General features: G+C 37.2%; 20 protein-coding genes and 1 pseudogene. 4 read left to right on the top strand and 17 right to left on the bottom strand.

Features of this window, described 5'->3' with window-relative positions; genetic code table 11:
• Positions 1 to 287: 287 nt before the first annotated feature.
• From ACRPLY_RS12030 to ACRPLY_RS12000, 7 genes and pseudogenes are all read right to left on the bottom strand, one after another.
• On the bottom strand, positions 288 to 428 hold the full coding sequence (locus tag ACRPLY_RS12030; RefSeq protein ID WP_014459290.1) for a hypothetical protein: 141 nt from the start codon (positions 426 to 428) through the stop codon (positions 288 to 290).
• A gap of 240 nt (positions 429 to 668) precedes the next feature.
• Positions 669 to 935, bottom strand: a pseudogene (locus ACRPLY_RS12025) (manganese catalase family protein); the annotation flags it as partial.
• Between the two features lie 43 nt (positions 936 to 978).
• Complete coding sequence (locus ACRPLY_RS12020; RefSeq protein WP_033580631.1) at positions 979 to 1,935, bottom strand: siderophore ABC transporter substrate-binding protein; 957 nt, start codon at positions 1,933 to 1,935, stop codon at positions 979 to 981.
• A 23-nt stretch (positions 1,936 to 1,958) separates the two neighbouring features.
• Positions 1,959 to 2,717: an iron ABC transporter ATP-binding protein gene (locus tag ACRPLY_RS12015; RefSeq protein ID WP_028414465.1), complete on the bottom strand. Its 759-nt coding sequence runs from the start codon at positions 2,715 to 2,717 to the stop codon at positions 1,959 to 1,961.
• The gene (locus ACRPLY_RS12010; RefSeq protein WP_325077173.1) at positions 2,711 to 3,658 is read right to left on the bottom strand and encodes an iron chelate uptake ABC transporter family permease subunit; all 948 of its coding nucleotides are present in this window, start codon (positions 3,656 to 3,658) and stop codon (positions 2,711 to 2,713) included. Before ACRPLY_RS12010 ends, ACRPLY_RS12015 begins: the two co-directional genes overlap by 7 nt.
• Positions 3,651 to 4,601 (bottom strand): ABC transporter permease, encoded by a 951-nt coding sequence (locus tag ACRPLY_RS12005; RefSeq protein ID WP_028414467.1) that lies wholly within the window; start codon positions 4,599 to 4,601, stop codon positions 3,651 to 3,653. The genes ACRPLY_RS12010 and ACRPLY_RS12005 overlap by 8 nt, the downstream gene beginning before the upstream one ends.
• A gap of 563 nt (positions 4,602 to 5,164) precedes the next feature.
• On the bottom strand, positions 5,165 to 5,971 hold the full coding sequence (locus tag ACRPLY_RS12000) for a cell wall hydrolase (RefSeq protein WP_115654345.1): 807 nt from the start codon (positions 5,969 to 5,971) through the stop codon (positions 5,165 to 5,167).
• A gap of 362 nt (positions 5,972 to 6,333) precedes the next feature.
• Here ACRPLY_RS12000 and ACRPLY_RS11995 point away from each other — a divergent pair, with 362 nt between their 5' ends.
• Positions 6,334 to 6,588 (top strand): hypothetical protein, encoded by a 255-nt coding sequence (locus ACRPLY_RS11995; RefSeq protein WP_013057893.1) that lies wholly within the window; start codon positions 6,334 to 6,336, stop codon positions 6,586 to 6,588.
• Positions 6,589 to 6,669: 81 nt separating this feature from the next.
• Here ACRPLY_RS11995 and ACRPLY_RS11990 read toward each other — a convergent pair whose 3' ends face one another.
• The 6 genes from ACRPLY_RS11990 to ACRPLY_RS11965 all read right to left on the bottom strand — a co-directional run bounded on the left by ACRPLY_RS11990 (position 6,670) and on the right by ACRPLY_RS11965 (position 10,581).
• The gene (locus tag ACRPLY_RS11990; protein WP_013057894.1) at positions 6,670 to 6,834 is read right to left on the bottom strand and encodes a hypothetical protein; all 165 of its coding nucleotides are present in this window, start codon (positions 6,832 to 6,834) and stop codon (positions 6,670 to 6,672) included.
• Between the two features lie 490 nt (positions 6,835 to 7,324).
• On the bottom strand, positions 7,325 to 7,510 hold the full coding sequence (locus tag ACRPLY_RS11985; protein WP_014459286.1) for a hypothetical protein: 186 nt from the start codon (positions 7,508 to 7,510) through the stop codon (positions 7,325 to 7,327).
• 555 nt (positions 7,511 to 8,065) lie between these two features.
• On the bottom strand, positions 8,066 to 8,629 hold the full coding sequence (locus ACRPLY_RS11980; RefSeq protein ID WP_028414469.1) for an NAD(P)H-dependent oxidoreductase: 564 nt from the start codon (positions 8,627 to 8,629) through the stop codon (positions 8,066 to 8,068).
• 292 nt (positions 8,630 to 8,921) lie between these two features.
• Complete coding sequence (lepB, locus tag ACRPLY_RS11975) at positions 8,922 to 9,482, bottom strand: signal peptidase I (RefSeq protein WP_028414470.1); 561 nt, start codon at positions 9,480 to 9,482, stop codon at positions 8,922 to 8,924.
• A gap of 86 nt (positions 9,483 to 9,568) precedes the next feature.
• The gene (locus ACRPLY_RS11970; RefSeq protein WP_251439780.1) at positions 9,569 to 9,928 is read right to left on the bottom strand and encodes a DUF4440 domain-containing protein; all 360 of its coding nucleotides are present in this window, start codon (positions 9,926 to 9,928) and stop codon (positions 9,569 to 9,571) included.
• 107 nt (positions 9,929 to 10,035) lie between these two features.
• Complete coding sequence (locus ACRPLY_RS11965) at positions 10,036 to 10,581, bottom strand: CBO0543 family protein (protein ID WP_155010002.1); 546 nt, start codon at positions 10,579 to 10,581, stop codon at positions 10,036 to 10,038.
• A gap of 283 nt (positions 10,582 to 10,864) precedes the next feature.
• Here ACRPLY_RS11965 and ACRPLY_RS11960 point away from each other — a divergent pair, with 283 nt between their 5' ends.
• Both ACRPLY_RS11960 and ACRPLY_RS11955 read left to right on the top strand, forming a co-directional pair.
• The gene (locus ACRPLY_RS11960; RefSeq protein ID WP_028414473.1) at positions 10,865 to 11,521 is read left to right on the top strand and encodes a DUF975 family protein; all 657 of its coding nucleotides are present in this window, start codon (positions 10,865 to 10,867) and stop codon (positions 11,519 to 11,521) included.
• 114 nt (positions 11,522 to 11,635) lie between these two features.
• Positions 11,636 to 12,049: a DUF1259 domain-containing protein gene (locus ACRPLY_RS11955; RefSeq protein ID WP_028414474.1), complete on the top strand. Its 414-nt coding sequence runs from the start codon at positions 11,636 to 11,638 to the stop codon at positions 12,047 to 12,049.
• 115 nt (positions 12,050 to 12,164) lie between these two features.
• Here ACRPLY_RS11955 and ACRPLY_RS11950 read toward each other — a convergent pair whose 3' ends face one another.
• Together ACRPLY_RS11950 and ACRPLY_RS11945 are read right to left on the bottom strand one after the other, a co-directional pair.
• Positions 12,165 to 12,494 carry an AzlD domain-containing protein gene (locus ACRPLY_RS11950; protein ID WP_028414475.1) on the bottom strand — a complete coding sequence of 110 codons (330 nt, stop codon included), beginning with the start codon at positions 12,492 to 12,494 and terminating at the stop codon, positions 12,165 to 12,167.
• Positions 12,491 to 13,216, bottom strand: coding sequence for an AzlC family ABC transporter permease (locus ACRPLY_RS11945; protein ID WP_028414476.1), 726 nt, complete (start codon positions 13,214 to 13,216; stop codon positions 12,491 to 12,493). Before ACRPLY_RS11945 ends, ACRPLY_RS11950 begins: the two co-directional genes overlap by 4 nt.
• Positions 13,217 to 13,311: 95 nt before the next feature.
• Here ACRPLY_RS11945 and ACRPLY_RS11940 point away from each other — a divergent pair, with 95 nt between their 5' ends.
• Entirely contained in the window at positions 13,312 to 13,863 is a 552-nt protein-coding gene (locus ACRPLY_RS11940) for a helix-turn-helix domain-containing protein (RefSeq protein WP_028414477.1), read from the top strand.
• A gap of 38 nt (positions 13,864 to 13,901) precedes the next feature.
• On the opposite strand, the gene ACRPLY_RS11935 is transcribed toward ACRPLY_RS11940, so the two are convergent.
• On the bottom strand, positions 13,902 to 14,585 hold the full coding sequence (locus ACRPLY_RS11935) for a TerC family protein (RefSeq protein WP_028414478.1): 684 nt from the start codon (positions 14,583 to 14,585) through the stop codon (positions 13,902 to 13,904).
• A 272-nt stretch (positions 14,586 to 14,857) separates the two neighbouring features.
• The gene (locus ACRPLY_RS11930) at positions 14,858 to 15,841 is read right to left on the bottom strand and encodes a LacI family DNA-binding transcriptional regulator (protein ID WP_028414479.1); all 984 of its coding nucleotides are present in this window, start codon (positions 15,839 to 15,841) and stop codon (positions 14,858 to 14,860) included.
• Positions 15,842 to 15,924 lie beyond the last annotated feature (83 nt).

Below are 15,924 nucleotides of genomic sequence, written 5' to 3'. Positions count from 1 at the left end.
TAACAAATTTAGTAAATTATAAAGATAGTGATATTACTCATACTCTTGCTAATAGGTTTACACTGAGTTATTCAGAACAATTAAACAGTTTTCAAATCTGCGACATTGAGAACGATATCATTTATCGTTATGAAGAACTGGAAACAGCTGCGTTAGCTTTGTTTAATATGATCCATAATCTTCCTAAGACCATTAATAGACATATTAATTCGTTTGAGCAAGTTTAAAACAGACAAAAAAGTTCATTTATTAACTAACATGAGCTTTTTTGTCTGTGTCTATCTATTTTAGTTATTTATAACCTTTTTCAAAAGCAGAATATCCTTTTGAATGGCCCGTCTAATTTCTTCAACTTTACAACGTTTATATTCTTGTACTAAGCGATAGAGCTCTCTTTTAAATAAAAATTCATCTTGTTGACTACTCATAGCAGCATGCCCCTTATTAGCTTTCTATTACAAGCGATTAAAGAAAGTATTCCCTTTTCTTCTTGTAAAAAACAATTAAATTAACACACATTTCATCCGAAGTTTATAAAAACGGCCAGATGTTCTTGCCTTTAGAGGAATAGCAGCTCAAAAAACATAAAAAAACATTGACTACTAGCCCTCAGTCAATGTTTTTTAAATTACTTTAGTTCTAATTCACTAAAGCTAATTCACATATTTTTAAGCGTTCATGTCTCCTAAACCTGGAGCGTGCTCATTTGGCATTTCAGATAAGTGAGGAACGGGAAAAGCTTCCGGTGGAGGCGTTACGCTCAAGTCTCCGCCATTTCTGCTTGGCGTCTGCCCTTGGAATATTTCTTCCATTCTGTGCGGATCTGACCTAAAATCAAATTGCGTGTTATGATAGCCCATCTCGACAAATTTTCTTCATTCAGGGTATTTATTAATATCATAATTTGGTACAGGGAAAAGCTTGCCCCAGTCCATGCACAAAAAAAGGAGCTGGTTAAAACCAGCTCCTTTTTCTCTATTATTTCTCTATCCCTGCTTTGATTTCTTTAATCATGCCTGCCATTGACTCAAGGCCTCCTCCAGATAAATACCAAAGACCTGGATCAAGATACACAACGTGATTGTTTTTCACTGCATTGACTTCTTTTACATACTCATTTTCAACAATTTGTTTAGCAGATGATTTTTCACCAATTGCTGCGCCGCGGTCAACCACGAATAAGTAGTCCGGGTTTTGCTTAACTAAATATTCATATGCAATGCTTTGACCGTGCTTAGCCGATGGATCTAGGCTGTCGTCTGCTGCTTTGATACCAAATACATCATGAATTAATCCGTATTTAGACCCTGGACCAAATGCTGTCATTTTGCTGTCATTTGCCATCATTACAAGCGCTTTTTTATCTAGTTTGTCCGCTTGTTTTTTCAAATCTGCAATTTGCTTATCAATTGCTGCTAGCTCTTTTTTCGCTTGATCTTCTTTATCAAAAATTTGTCCTAGTACTTTTGTGTTTTCTTTAAATGACTTCATATAGTGCTGGTTGTCCGTATCGATATAGATCGTCGGCGCAATTTTTGAAAATTCATCAAATGAATCTGCTTGGCGCCCTTGAATAATAATTAAGTCTGGCTTTAGTTCTGCAATCTTTTCGAAATCAGGTTCTTTTAAGCCACCTACATTCGCATACTTATCATCTTGATACTTTGATAAATACTCAGGAATCGCTTGTTTTGGCAAGCCCGCTACTTCAACGCCTAGTTTATCTAGCGTATCAAGTGCACCCATGCTGAATACTACAACTTTTTTAGGATTTTTCTCAATTTTAATTCCGTCTTTATTGAACTGATCGGTTACCGTTACCGTTTCTTTTTGCTTACTTTCTCCACCTGTTGTTTCTTTTGCTCCTTGATTACCGCAAGCGGCCACAACAATCGCCGTTAAGACTGCTACAAACATTACTAACACTTTTTTCACTTTTGTCACCTCATGAATAAATTTTATGAAAAATAAACGCAAATACGCTGTCCGCCAACCGTTTCGATTGGAATATCCATATCGTATATATCCTTTAATACAGATGTTTGAATGATGGTTTCTGTTGGGCCTTCACGGATCACTTCACCGTTTTTAAGCGCCACGATGTAATCCGAATAGACAGACGCAAAATTAATATCGTGAATGACAATCACAATGGTTTTGCCTAAGTCTTCTACGAGACGTTTCAACAGCTTCATAATTTCAACAGAATGCTTCATATCTAAGTTATTGAGCGGTTCATCTAAGAAGATATACTCCGTGTCCTGTGCGATGACCATAGCGATAAAAGCTCGCTGACACTGTCCTCCGCTCAGTTCATCTAAGTATTTATCTTGAATACTTTCAAGCTTCATATAACTCAGCGCCTGATCAACCGCTTGTTCATCGCTTTTTGTTAACCGGCCTTTTGAATAAGGAAACCGGCCAAAATTTACGAGTTCACGTACGCTAAGTCTGATATTCAGTTGATTGGACTGTTTTAAAATGCTCATTTTTTTGGCTAAATCCGAGCTGTCAATATTCTCTATATTTTTTCCTTCTATTGATATTGATCCTGAGTCGGCTTTAATAAGACGGCTCATAATGGAAAGCAGCGTACTTTTCCCCGCTCCGTTTGGGCCGATAAATGATGTGATTTTCCCTTTTGGAATCACCACAGATGTTTTTTCTAAAACGGTTTTTTCTCCGTATTTTTTACTGACATTTGTTACTTCTACCATGATCTATTCTCCTTTAGCAGCAAATAAATAAAGTAAATTCCGCCGGCAAAGTCAATGATGACGCTCAGCGTGGTGCTGAAGGTGAACACTTTTTCAACAATAAATTCTCCTCCGACGAGGGCTATAACACTAAGCAGCAGTGATCCCATCATTAGATAGGTGTGCTTGTACGTTTTGAACAGTTCTCTCGCAAGGTTCACAACAAGCAGTCCAAGAAAGGTAATCGGCCCAACTAAAGCTGTGGCCACTGAGACAAAAATGGCGATCACAATCAGCATTTTTTTGACAAGCCTGTCATAATCAATACCTAAATTTACCGCATGTTCTCTTCCTAACGACAGAACATCAAAAATGGAGGTAAAACGCCATACGTAAATGCCAAGCAGGATAAAAATAACCGCTGCTATGTATAGCAAATCATTATTGACATTGTTAAAGCTTGCAAATGATTTATCTTGTACAATTTGAAATTCATTCGGATCAATCAGCATTTCCATAAATGAAGACATGCTTTTAAATAACGTGCCGAACACAATTCCAACCAGTAAAATAAAGAAAATATTCTTACCGGCTTTTTTGAACATCAGTATGTAAAGCAAGACCGAAAAGATAATCATCAGCGAAACGCAAAGAAGAAAGTTAAGATTTTTGTTCATGATGACAATATTCGTCGAGCCAAAGATGTACACAATAAACGTTTGCAGAAATAAATACAGTGAATCCAGCCCTAGAATACTAGGAGTTAGAATTCGATTATTGGTAATCGTTTGAAAGATAACGGATGAAAACGCAATCGCTCCTCCGGTTAAAACAATCGCAGCGACTTTTTCAATTCTTCGCGGCAGCGTGTACTGCCAGTAGCCTAAATCATAGCTGATAAACAGCGCAGCCGACAAAATAGCCAGCGCGGCCAGAATAATAATTTTATATTTGTTATGCATAACGACCTCTCCTTATCAGCATAAAAAGAAAGATCGCACTTCCTATTACACCGACCATTAACCCAATAGAAACTTCATAAGGGAAAATAATGACTCTGCCTAAAATATCGCACGCAAGTACGAATACAGCTCCAAGCACTGCTGTATGAGGCAGGCTTTTTCGCAAATGATCTCCACGGTAAATCGATACGATATTTGGGATGATTAATCCTAAAAAAGGCAGCATGCCAACGGTCAAAATCGTAATCGACGTAATAAGCGAAACAATGACTAATCCAATGTTTACGATTTGTTTGTATTTCACGCCTAAATTGATTGAAAAGCTTTCTCCCATACCAGCAACCGTGAACTTATCTGCGTAAAGATAAGCAATTATTAAGAGCGGTATACTCAGGTATAAAAGTTCATATCGCCCTTTGACTACTAGCGAAAAGTCGCCTTGCAGCCATGAAGAAAGGTTTTGAATCAAATCGTATTTGTAAGCGATGAAGGTAGCTAGGGAACTTACGATACTGCCGAGCATTAAACCAACTAGTGGAATATAAATCGTATCGTTAAATTTAATTCTGTCTAGTATTCTCATAAACAATAGATTGCCCGCAAGTGAGAAAATGAAAGCAATGCTCATTTTTAATAGAGGACTTGCTGAAGCAAATACTAGTAGAGAAATCAACACACCAAGTCTTGCCCAGTCCATCGTTCCTGCAGTTGTTGGAGAGACAAACTTATTTCGCGTAATTTGCTGCATAATTAACCCGCAAATACTAAGGCTCATTCCCGCCATAATAATACTCAAAAGCCTAGGAAAACGACTAAAAAACAGCGTTTGGCTTTCTTCTTTTGTTAAATGAAACAGATCCATCGCTGACAGGTCTTGTACTCCTACAAAAAGAGACGAAACCGCTAGTACAGCAAACACAAGAATTAACTGATAAAACTTCAACTTTCCTTGCTCCTTTCTTTCATCTAGAAGTCTAGTTATCTCCTCCTCTATATCATATGTAAATGATTATCATTATCAATTGACTACCCCTATAATACCATTATTCTCTAAATAATCAATGGTTTTCTTAAAATTAAAGCAAAAAAATGCCTTAACAGATGGATCTGTTAAGGCATTTTAAGGTTCAATTAAACTTAAAAAGAGCTATTTCTCTCTTCATACATAAGAGATTAAAACATACCTAACTCGCCCTCATTTAAAGACGAATAATAGGAATAAATGATCTGGACTGCTTGTTTCACCGCTGTTGATTTCCGTGCAAGGCTTCGCGCTCCGTGAGGTCTCATCCCTTACGCTTTTTTCGCAGGAGTCTTCGCCTCTAACCACCAGCTAGAAATAACTACATACATGAAATCTACGTTCACCATAACAACAAAAAATCCGAACCATTAATAATTATTAATGGTTCGGATTTAACTTTAAGCAAAATACTTTTGTCACAGCCTCTTTGTATCGCAATTACATATATATGAAATATATGTTTATATTTGAAAGAAATCTACTTATTTTGCAAATACATGGTTTCCGATAACTGCCGTTACTTGCTGCGTTGCAACCCATTGACTTTCAGCGATTTTCGGATTATAGAAAAACAGCGCATCGTTTTCATGCGGGTTTGATAATGCTTCGCTTACCGCTCGTTTTGATTCTTCTGATGCAGGTTGATTAATTGCTCCATTTGCTACTGGTGAAAATTGATATACGCCGTTTCCTAGCTGCTGATAAATAACGTCGTGAATGCTATTTGGGAATTCCGGTGAAGCTACACGGTTTAATACCACAATTGCTACCGCTACTTTTCCTTGGTACGGCTCACCTTTTGCTTCTGCCTCTACTAATCTAGCTAGTAAATCTTGATCTTGTGCAGAAACCGATGTAGACGGAGCAGTTTGTGCCGGCGCCGGTGCTTCTCCTTGAAGTTTTAATGTTTGTCCGATGGTAATGATATCACTTTGTAAACCGTTAACAGCTTTTAACTGATCCACAGTCATGCCGTTTTGTGTTGCAATATGATATAACGTTTCGCCTTGTGCTACTGTATGTACAGATGTTGCCGGACTAGCGGCAGGTTGTGCTTGTCCTTGGTCAGGAATCGTTAATGTTTCTCCAACGTAAATCATGTCGTTTTGGCGGTTATTAGCGCCTTTCAGCTCATCTACCGTAACCCCATTTTGTTGGCCAAGCCCCCACAAGGTATCTCCTTTTACGACTTTGTGCGAAGCTGCTGCTGATGCTGTTCCTTGACTTGCTAGAAATGCTACAGACGCTGCAGAAGCAACTGCCCATTTTTTTACACGTTTTTTACTCACAAAAACTACCTCCTAAAATTTGAACCTGTTATTACCTTAGCACATAGATTCGCCTTTTCATTAAAAAAAACAGTAACATTTGTTCTAATTGGATTAAGTTTCTTACAGTGCCATTCATTATGTTACAACTTTTACATGACCCTTAAAGAATATGTAGAAATATGACGATTTCATTGCGAAACGCGCTTTTTATCTGTTTACTTACATTCCTCTTTCTGTAAAAAACTTGATTTAATTATGATTAATCGCAGAGATTAAAAGGAAAACAGCAGTCAAATAGAGAAATAGTGTAACTATTGAGGAATGATTTAGCGCTTCTTTGTCAATTTACGTTTGTTTATTAATAAAGGAGGTCCATTTGGATGTGTGCAAATAAAATGTATGTAACGTATAATACGGAAAAACCAGCTATTACGATTCAAGGAGCTTTTTATCATACGGGAGGAACGCAGGAAGAGTTTTTGCGGGAATTCAAGTACTGGCTTGAATCTCACGGCTGGTCATTTATGGGCGTAACAAATGAAACGACCATGACAACGGCGAACAAAGAGTTAAAAGAAACGATGGAACAGCATAAAATAGAAGGCAAAAAAGTTCAAAGACTAGAAGATTTATAACGATTGCTTCTATGACCCTTCACACATGTCCAAACGCCAATACGTAAAAAAGCCTTTAGATGAGCTAAAGGCTTTTTTACATTAACGAGAAAGTGCGACCACCTTCTGATTTTCTACTCTCTCTTCAACAGGCTTTCTCATTTCTTTTTCCGTCCATACGCCAATGCGTTTTTGTCTTTTCCCAAGAGGCTGTTTTTCACATGCATAGCAAATTTCTGAAATATCATCAAAATGAGCTAACGACATCTTTATCCCTCCTTTTCTAAATATACACAGGCAAGTTAGTATGCTTTTTCCCTTATTTTCCAACGCTAAACTGCTTCATGTTGGATTTAAACAATTTATAAACAAATGGAATAAATAACTTCTACTTCATTATGATTTAGATTGTTTTATTTACATATAGGGGGGTAAACAAAAACTATCCCACCTCACACCCTGAAGTTTGAAACTGTCACGTAAGAAAGCTGCTTTATATAAAGCAGCTTTTTTATGTTTTTACTTTTCCTAGCTCCATACCTGATAAAATTTATATAACATCTAAAAAAGCATTCTCACAATTAAAATTGCTGCTTGATGTGCAGATCCTGTAAGTGCTCAGCAAGCTTATTTTCAAAAGATTCCAGTTAAACAAAAAACACCTGTAGCATTTAAAAAAAGATAAATACTACAGGTGTTTGTGCATGAGTCATAATAACAGGCAGCGCTAACTCACATCTCTTTTACAAACATCGCGCTATGTTTTTGATACATCCCCGGTATTTGTTATAAAGCAAGTATGACAAATATCTTCAATGCCTGTACAACTGGTGATGATGTCTTTCTTTCCTTCTTTTTTAATAGAAGAAAGTTCTAGATTTACGAGCCGATCCGTCACAGGGCAATAGGCAACCCAACGTTTATTTTCTAGTCGTTCATCCATCCCATACCTTCACCTTCTTAGACTTTAAAGTAAAGATACGTGTAAGTACTGCTTCATAATTCATTTCATATCGGAGAACTATTTACTATACCCTTTCCTTAAACATCTAAAACATGATTTTCAAGGAAATCATTTATATAAAAATTTTAAGAGCAGCAGTTCATTTTTTGTATCGGTGAATAGTACGCATGGATTCGTTAAAATCTTTTATGAGACGATAAGGTTTGCTCACTAACCTTATAGGAACTCCAATTAAAAATTTATTTATATCTTTTTTATATTTTTTTGATACTCGGTTAGGTTTCGTAGAGACACGCTTATAAACCTCTTTATAAAACTCTTTCAAAACATCAACTTGAAATACCATTGTGCGATTGCATTCATGACATTCTACGCGCACAATTTTGCCGTTAATATAGGGAAGTTCCTCTTTACAACTGTTGCCATATAAATCGGCTTTGAATCCTCAGCTCCAATAATTAAGAGATACGATTTTTGCATCATAATGAATAAAAAAACCGACTGTTTAGTCGGTTTTTTTGTAGAGATTGATTTTTAATGTCCCTCACCTATTCCAAATACTTCTGCTACGTGATTTTCTAATTTATGCTTGTAGTGATCAATGTTTGGATGTTTAACTACATCGTGAATAGAGTATGTTGGAAGTGGACTCATACCGACGTACTGATTCATTTTATGCAAATGCATAATGGCTTCGTCTAAACTTTTTCCTTCATAGAAAGCTTCGTCATTGTTAAAAATCGCTTCCGGCGCATTCCATGTAAGAGAAAACATGTATTTTTTCCCCGTTAATAAGCCGCCTCGCCCGTATTGATTGGAACCTTTAAAGAAAATGTTATCCATATACACGCGATCAATATATTGCTTAAACTTTCCGGGAATGCTGAACCAGTAAATAGGCGTCTGCATAATCACAACATCAGCCCATAGCCACTTTTCAATTTCTTCTTCTACTTCGTAGTCTTTATCAACCACCGTTGTTTTAATGTCAAATTGATCAGCGAGTAAATGCTGCATTTCATTAAAAATCGTCTGATTTAACTCTCCTTTTGACTTTTTATAATACTCGTGTCCATTAATGATTAATACGTTTTTCATGCTGACCTGCTCCTTTCCAAAATCCTTACTTCTTTATCTTCATATATCTGTATACCCATAAAAACTGCTTATCTATCAGTACTACCTCTTACTTTGAAGTAACATAGGTACCTAGAAGTCCCTTTTTAAACACCCTTATGATTTCCTAAATAAAGAAAAAAACAAGATCTAATTTACTAATTTCTTAGAAGATGTTTAACTTGCATAAAGCAAATCGTTTTTTTAAAATCAGTTCTTTTCACCCAACAAAAAAAGACTGACGAATTAAATTTCGTCAGTCTTTCTATCTTTTTTATTTCGGTTCGCCCACTTCATTTAACGGATAGTAGCGAAACTGCACTTTTCCGATCACTGATTTTTGTGAAATAAAGCCAAATGCTCGTCCATCATGACTTACAGGACGGTTGTCACCCATTACAAACAGTGAATTTTTCGGCACTTTCACTTTGCCATCAGTTGCGGGCAGCGTTTGAAGCGTAAAATCTTCCGTGAATTTTTCATTAGGTGCAAGAGATTTTTTAGATTCTTTTAAATACGGCTCTTTATAAGCTTTTCCGTTAATATACAGAACGTCGTTTTTCATTTCTACCGTATCTCCTGGCAGTCCAATTACACGTTTAATATAATTTTCATCTGCATCCGGTGCATGAAATACAATCATATCAAAGCGATCAACATCACTGATTTTATTTAAAATAACGCGATTTGAATCTTCAAACGTTGGATACATCGATTCACCGTGAACCGTAGTTGGCGCAAATAAAAAATGGCGAACTCCCACTACAATAACCAATGCAATAACAATGGACTTAATCCATGAAAACACTTCTTTTTTTACGTTATTTTTGCTCATTTCAAAACATCCCTTACGTCAAAATATACTTTCATCATAGCATCAAATAGAGGGAAAGTATAATAATAACCGAATAATCTTATTTATTACTCACCGTTTGTCACTGTGCCTTGATGGAAAAACAAGCACCACTTTTCTTCTCTTTTTCGCCAAATAGAACTGCGAAGCGTCTTTTTTTCTGCCGTATGGTTCATAAGATGATAGGTAGTTAATACGCAGTCAGGAGACAATACGTCTACATGAAAATGAGAGATCTCAAATACATCTGGCGAAAGTACATGATTGTGATTGTAATCTTCTCGTTTCCATACCCTGCCCGAGCTGCCAAACTCCACGTAATCATCTGCAAGAATGTTTGAAAGCTCTTTAGCAGAGGTTCGTATCTCTGATTTTAAGTGGCTGCATTCCAACTCATAAAATGTTCGGGTGATATTCGCTTTTTCCACTTTCACAGTCTCCTCTCATTCTTTCTTACATTCATTATAAAGGAATACTGCCATTTTCCTTTAAACAAACAATACTCCTATCTCAAATAGATAGGAGTATTGTTTGTTTAGCTAACGCTATAGCCTCTCTTCTTACCCGCAACCCAATCGCTAATCATTTTCACGACAATTCCCATGACGAATACGGTAAGAAATGAATAAAACATCGACCAGTTCAGCAATTGGTACAAATACAGCGCTTTGAATATCGGAATGCCTATAAAAGCAATAACGGCAGACGTAATAATATGTGCGATAAAGAAAAATTTCCATTTGCTGAAAAATTGGTAGACGAGTGCGATACTTACCGGAATAATAGCAAAGTCAACCGTATTGAAGCGATCTGTAAACGGCAGCATCTGATGAGGATAGCACCACAGGTTAAAAAATTTCCCGAATTCATCTACTAAACCGACTATGTCAAAGCTGATAAAAAAAACGAGAAGCATAAAAAAGAGACGCTGTCTATCAATAAAAAAGTAAAAAAGTAGCAGAAAAAGAGCATTTATCACTACTATGAGCCACCATTGAAAACTAAAAAGATCTTGATGAACCCAATAAGAAAATTCCTTTTTGTTTAAGACTTGTTGCATCATTTTAATCATTTCAAACATAGAAATCCCTCCTATCTTAGCAAGTCTTTCCATGAGGGTTTCACTTCATACTAAAATAAAACATCGCACACAGTGCTTTTGCACCTCCTCCTTCTTCAAAAACAGATTGTACCTATTTAGCGATTTCTATCTGTCTAGTAAAATTTTTTCGCAGGAGCATTGCTTTTCATCTCAGAACCTATTGACTATTATTTTCATTTCATACAAAATTAACAATTGTGCATGGTTTACATGTTAATACGAGCAAAAAGATACTGTTTTGCAACATTAAAGGAGGAACAACATGAACATCGGTACGATTAAAAGAGAAGCTAAAGCTTCTTTAAAGAATCGCTGGGGACTTGCGATTCTACTGACGGTGGTGACGTACGGAGTATATACGCTTCTGCCTATTCCATTTGAAATTGTGGCAAGCGGAGGCTATGACAATTGGATGAAAGATGAATCTGATTCCGCTTCATGGATTTCAACTGCCTTTGCTATTGTCTTCTCGCCTCTTCTGATGGCGAACTACTGGGCATTTTTAGGTCTAGCACGAGGTGAATCTGTTCGATTGGGGCACTTGTTTAAAACATTCCAAGACTTTGGCCTTTATGTAAAGTCATTAGGAATTTATGTACTTATGACTCTTTATGTGATGCTGTGGTCGCTGCTTTTACTCATTCCTGGAATTATTAAAGCACTGGCATATTCACAAACGTACTATATTTGTAAAGACAATCCTACTTACTCGATGAATCAAGCGATTACAGAAAGCCGTAGGTTGATGAATGGTTATAAAGGACAGTACTTCCTGCTGCTGCTAAGCTTTCTTGGCTGGTTTTTATTAAGTATTATTACAGTAGGAATCGGCTTTTTATGGTCTATTCCATACCTTTCTGCTTCACTTGCTCGTTTTTATGAAAATTTGTTAAACGAACGTTCATCGCATGCTGAATAATAAAAAAATCCTCTTCATCGTGAAGAGGATTTTTTTATAAGAACACGGTTTGCATAAGTGAAGCTCTTATGTCATAAAGCTTACTAAGAGTATAGAAGAAAGGCAGGGGCTTATATGTATACTACAAGTGAGATATGTCAGCAGTTTGGCCAGATTTTAAACGCTAAAAGCAAAGTTAGTCCAACAGGATGCTCAGTGTCGCTTAAAAGAAGCTTTCAGGCTTCTGTTCAAGGGCGGAAAAGCAGCTCTGTCGTTCCTGTTGGTGTATCATTTGAGGCGATAGACGCGCAGGGAAACGCGTTAAACTTGGCTGAGATTGCTATTTTACAAGAAGAAATCCCTCGTTTTACAGAAGCTGCTGCGCGGCAAGGTCTTATCGTAAGCGCTTTGCATAACCATTGGCTTTTTACAGAACCCGTCCTTATGTATCTTCATATTCAATCTGTAGAGCCTCCTTTGCATTTTGCAAAAAAAATGGCTTTTTGTTTTACAACGCTAAGCAGCTTGCCTGTTTCAACAAACGTATAATAAAAAAGAAGCACCTTTTAAAAGCATGGTAGAGCTATAAAAGATGCTTCTTTTTTATGAATGAACATATTATGAGTAGACTCAATTTTATCTTCAACTAAACGAAAACACTCTTTTATGAAAATAAAAACAAACGAAGCAGCGCCATCATTCCAACTCCGCTAATAACGGTGAGAGATAAACTTTTTGTTTTCAGCGCAATCAGTAAGGTCGGAATGACTACGATGATGACGGGCCAGTTAATTTTCACACTGTCATTTGTTTGAATGATAAAGTTCTGTACAACAAGTGCTGTTAAAATACAAATAGGAATATAGGACAGCCATTTTAATACGGGTTCTGGCAGCGCGATGTTACGCACAACTAAAAACGGAACAATACGAGGAACTACGGTAACAAGGGCACACCCTAAAATAATGATAAGTGTTGAATAGTGGATACTCATTTATCCGTCACCACCCCAATCGTCGCTACAATAATCGTTGAAATTAAGACAGCTACATGTGAAGGTACAAAAAAAGACAGCACAATCATAATAATCGCCATATAAAGAATTAAACGTAAATAATGATTAAGTTTTGAAGGTAACACGCTTTCGATTTGTAAAACAAGCAGAGCTAAAAACATAGCCGTTAAGGCAAAATCAAATCCAAAGGCTTCCGGGTCAGATAGCAAATGCCCAAAAATGGCTCCCATCGTACAGGCGATAATCCAGCTGACGTAAGCCGTTATATTTAATCCGTTCATCCAGCGGTCATTAATTGGCTCCCCTTTTGCAATTTTATTTGAAGACACTCCAAATGATTCATCCGTCAGAAGTGCTCCAATTCCAACGTTTTTTAATAACGAATATTTTGTGAATTTAGGCGCGACCGTAGCACTCAAAAGAAAATGTCGTAAGTTAACGATAAATGTTGTGAGAATAATAGCTGAAATCGAACTGTTCGCAACCATCAGTGCACAAATAATAAACTGAGCAGCCCCGGCATACACGAGCGCTGATAATAAAGTAACTTCCATAACGGAAAGATGCGAGGACACGCCGACAATCCCGGCGGCAAGCCCTATGCTTATGTAACCGAGTAGCGTAGGGACACAGTCCTTGGCCCCTTGTCTGAACGTTAGATCCACTTTTTCTCTCTGCTGTACTGCTTTTTCTGCGATCACCGTACTCCCTCCTTTTCTGCTATATTATACATCTATACGTTATATTAAACAACGGTATGTTATACTATCTTTATAATCATTAAAGGAGTACAACAATGGACGCGATTCAAGATATTATTGCTAAAAATCTTGTTAAACTACGAAAAAATCGAAATTTGACGCTTGATCAAGTTTCTGAATTAACAGGTGTGAGCAAAGCAATGCTTGCACAAATTGAAAAAGGTAAATCCAGTCCGACAGTTACTACGCTTTGGAAGATTGCGAACGGCCTTCAAGTCTCTTTTTCTGTATTTATAAAAGAAGACACTCCGGATGTGCAGAAAGTAAGCATAAAACAGCTAGATCCCATCACGGACAACAAAGGTGATTACTTAGTGTATTCTTTTTTTCCTTATCACCCGGAAAAAAAGTTTGAAATTTACATTGTCACATTAAAGCCCGGATGCGTGCATGAAGCAAAAACTCACTTAGGAGATGAATACTTACTTATTAAAGAAGGAGAATTAACGGTTCGTTTTGAAAGTGAAGAACATGAATTAGTCTCAGGAGACGCTCTGCATTTTTCAGGAAATACCTCTCACAGCTATATCAATTCATCTGAAGAAGAAGCAAGCTTTTTTTTACTTATGCACTATCCCGAATCATAAAAAAAGAGCGTACGGATCATCCGTACGCTCTTTTTTTATTAAGCTGCGTGGGCTTGTTCTTTTTTCATTTTTTTGTTTTTCATGTATCCAATACTTACAACTGCAATCGTTAAGATAACTTGAACAGCAAGATGTAAAGCTGTACTTGGAACAAATCCACCAATAATTTTATCTTCAACAATCATTTTTCCAGCAGACCATGCGAGCATCGCCGCTCCAGCGTAAATGATAATCGGAAATTTTTCCATTGCTTTCATAATAAAGCTGCTTCCCCAAATAATAATCGGAATTGAAATTAATACACCAATCATAATTGGAACAAATTCATGAGCTACACCAGCTAGAGCTAATACGTTATCTAATGACATGACCGCATCTGCGATAATAATCGTTTTAACCGCACTCCATACCGTTGCTCCACCTTGAGGGTTATCGCCGTGTTCGTGATTATCGGCTAATAATTTATACGCGATCCAGACTAGCATCAAGCCGCCGACCGCTCCGATTAATGGAATCTTTAATAATGGGACAATAATAGCCGCAAATAATAATCGAAGACCAATCGCGCCGCCTGTTCCAATTAAAATCGCTCTTTTTTGTAAGTCTTTTGGTACGTTACGAGCCGCCATTGCAATCACAATCGCGTTATCTCCGCTTAAAATTAAATCAAGAAAAATAATTTGCAGCAAACCTTGCACTGATACGCCAATTAGTTCCTCCATAGTTACCTCCACCTTCTCTTTTTATGTAACGTTTCTCCTCTAAATGTCCGAGCCTTTTCCTCCTTTTTTATAATTGAATACAAAAAAGACCCTTACCAAATAAGCGGTAAAGGTCTTGCTAACAACATAATGTCGCCAACAAAGCCGAGAGATAATCTCTGTAATGACGACTTTGCTGTTAAAGCTACTCCCCTTTAGGAGATACGTTCAATTATTTGTTTGTATTTACACCATTCATACTATAGCATCTCCTACATTCTGTCAATCATTTTTTATGTAAAACGATTGTCAACGCTTTCTCTTTCAATCAATTCATAGTTCGAAAGTGTAAGCTTTTCAACTTCTTCGCCGTTAACTAGCTTGATAATTCGCTGTGCTCCCATTTGGCCCGCTTCTTTATAGTAATATTTTACGGTTGTTAAGCTCGGATGAATCACACCTGTAATTTCATAGCCTCCAAAGCCGGTAATGGATACATCTTCAGGAACGCGCAGTCCGTTTAAATAAGCTGCCTTTAACGTACCAAGCGCAATGTTATCGGTCGCACATACAATCATGGACGGGTTAAATTCTTTCATCACTGCCGTAGCTGCTCCGATTGCATCGCTCATGTTAAAGCTTGTTTCATAACAGCGGATCTCGCAATCGCTGTCTTTAAGACCTTGCTTTACCCCTTCTTTTCTCTTTACCCCTACAGCTATGTCCTTTTCAGTTACGCCTAAAAAAGCGATTTTTTTATGCCCTTTTTCCCCTATGTACCTTCCAATGTCGCATGCAGCCTCGTAATCTTGGTGAATTAAACTGTGAACTTCTTTATGCTCCTGTCCAATTAGCAAAACGGGAATTGAAATCGTACGGAACGCTTCCAAATGAGCTTTTGTAATCTGAACGGCAAGCAAAATAATACCGGCTACCTTCTGCTTAGCCAGCGTATAAATATTTTCAATTTCTCTTTCTAAATCTTGATTAGAATTGGAAACAATCATTTGATAGTGGTGGTCTCTAAGTTCTTGGTCAATACCATCTAATGTGCGGGAAGTCGCAAAAGAACCCATGCGAGGAACAATGACACCGATGATATTTGTTTTTTTTGCTTTTAAGCTTTGAGCAAAAGCATTTGGGCTATAGTTTGTTTCTTTAATAATTCCTTCAATTTTTCGTTTCGTCGCATCGCTCACAGACCCTCCGTTAAGGTAGCGGGATACAGTGCTTTTTGCTACTCCTGCAAGCCGAGCGATATCTGCAATAGTTGTCATTCTCTCATCTCCGTATTTTGTTGCTGCTTCTTTCACAGTATACACGAATATCGCGTGTATATTAAGTAACTGCTTTACTTTTT

The organism is Priestia sp. TGN 0903, from assembly GCF_050846855.1.
GTDB classification, from domain to species: Bacteria; Bacillota; Bacilli; order Bacillales; family Bacillaceae_H; genus Priestia; species Priestia zanthoxyli.
This window is presented reverse-complemented; position numbering and strand designations above follow the sequence as displayed.

What these genes read in the sequence shown, in the direction of transcription:
- ACRPLY_RS11950 (WP_028414475.1), bottom strand. Translation starts at nt 12,494, where the DNA reads ATGAGTATCCACTATTCAACACTTATCATTATTTTAGGGTGTGCCCTT.
- ACRPLY_RS12030 (WP_014459290.1), bottom strand. Translation starts at nt 428, where the DNA reads ATGAGTAGTCAACAAGATGAATTTTTATTTAAAAGAGAGCTCTATCGC.
- ACRPLY_RS11985 (WP_014459286.1), bottom strand. Translation starts at nt 7,510, where the DNA reads ATGGATGAACGACTAGAAAATAAACGTTGGGTTGCCTATTGCCCTGTG.
- ACRPLY_RS11955 (WP_028414474.1), top strand. Translation starts at nt 11,636, where the DNA reads ATGTATACTACAAGTGAGATATGTCAGCAGTTTGGCCAGATTTTAAAC.
- ACRPLY_RS11960 (WP_028414473.1), top strand. Translation starts at nt 10,865, where the DNA reads ATGAACATCGGTACGATTAAAAGAGAAGCTAAAGCTTCTTTAAAGAAT.
- ACRPLY_RS12015 (WP_028414465.1), bottom strand. Translation starts at nt 2,717, where the DNA reads ATGGTAGAAGTAACAAATGTCAGTAAAAAATACGGAGAAAAAACCGTT.
- ACRPLY_RS11930 (WP_028414479.1), bottom strand. Translation starts at nt 15,841, where the DNA reads ATGACAACTATTGCAGATATCGCTCGGCTTGCAGGAGTAGCAAAAAGC.
- ACRPLY_RS11995 (WP_013057893.1), top strand. Translation starts at nt 6,334, where the DNA reads ATGTGTGCAAATAAAATGTATGTAACGTATAATACGGAAAAACCAGCT.
- ACRPLY_RS11935 (WP_028414478.1), bottom strand. Translation starts at nt 14,585, where the DNA reads ATGGAGGAACTAATTGGCGTATCAGTGCAAGGTTTGCTGCAAATTATT.
- ACRPLY_RS11980 (WP_028414469.1), bottom strand. Translation starts at nt 8,629, where the DNA reads ATGAAAAACGTATTAATCATTAATGGACACGAGTATTATAAAAAGTCA.
- ACRPLY_RS12010 (WP_325077173.1), bottom strand. Translation starts at nt 3,658, where the DNA reads ATGCATAACAAATATAAAATTATTATTCTGGCCGCGCTGGCTATTTTG.
- ACRPLY_RS11940 (WP_028414477.1), top strand. Translation starts at nt 13,312, where the DNA reads ATGGACGCGATTCAAGATATTATTGCTAAAAATCTTGTTAAACTACGA.
- ACRPLY_RS11990 (WP_013057894.1), bottom strand. Translation starts at nt 6,834, where the DNA reads ATGTCGTTAGCTCATTTTGATGATATTTCAGAAATTTGCTATGCATGT.
- ACRPLY_RS11965 (WP_155010002.1), bottom strand. Translation starts at nt 10,581, where the DNA reads ATGTTTGAAATGATTAAAATGATGCAACAAGTCTTAAACAAAAAGGAA.
- lepB (WP_028414470.1), bottom strand. Translation starts at nt 9,482, where the DNA reads ATGAGCAAAAATAACGTAAAAAAAGAAGTGTTTTCATGGATTAAGTCC.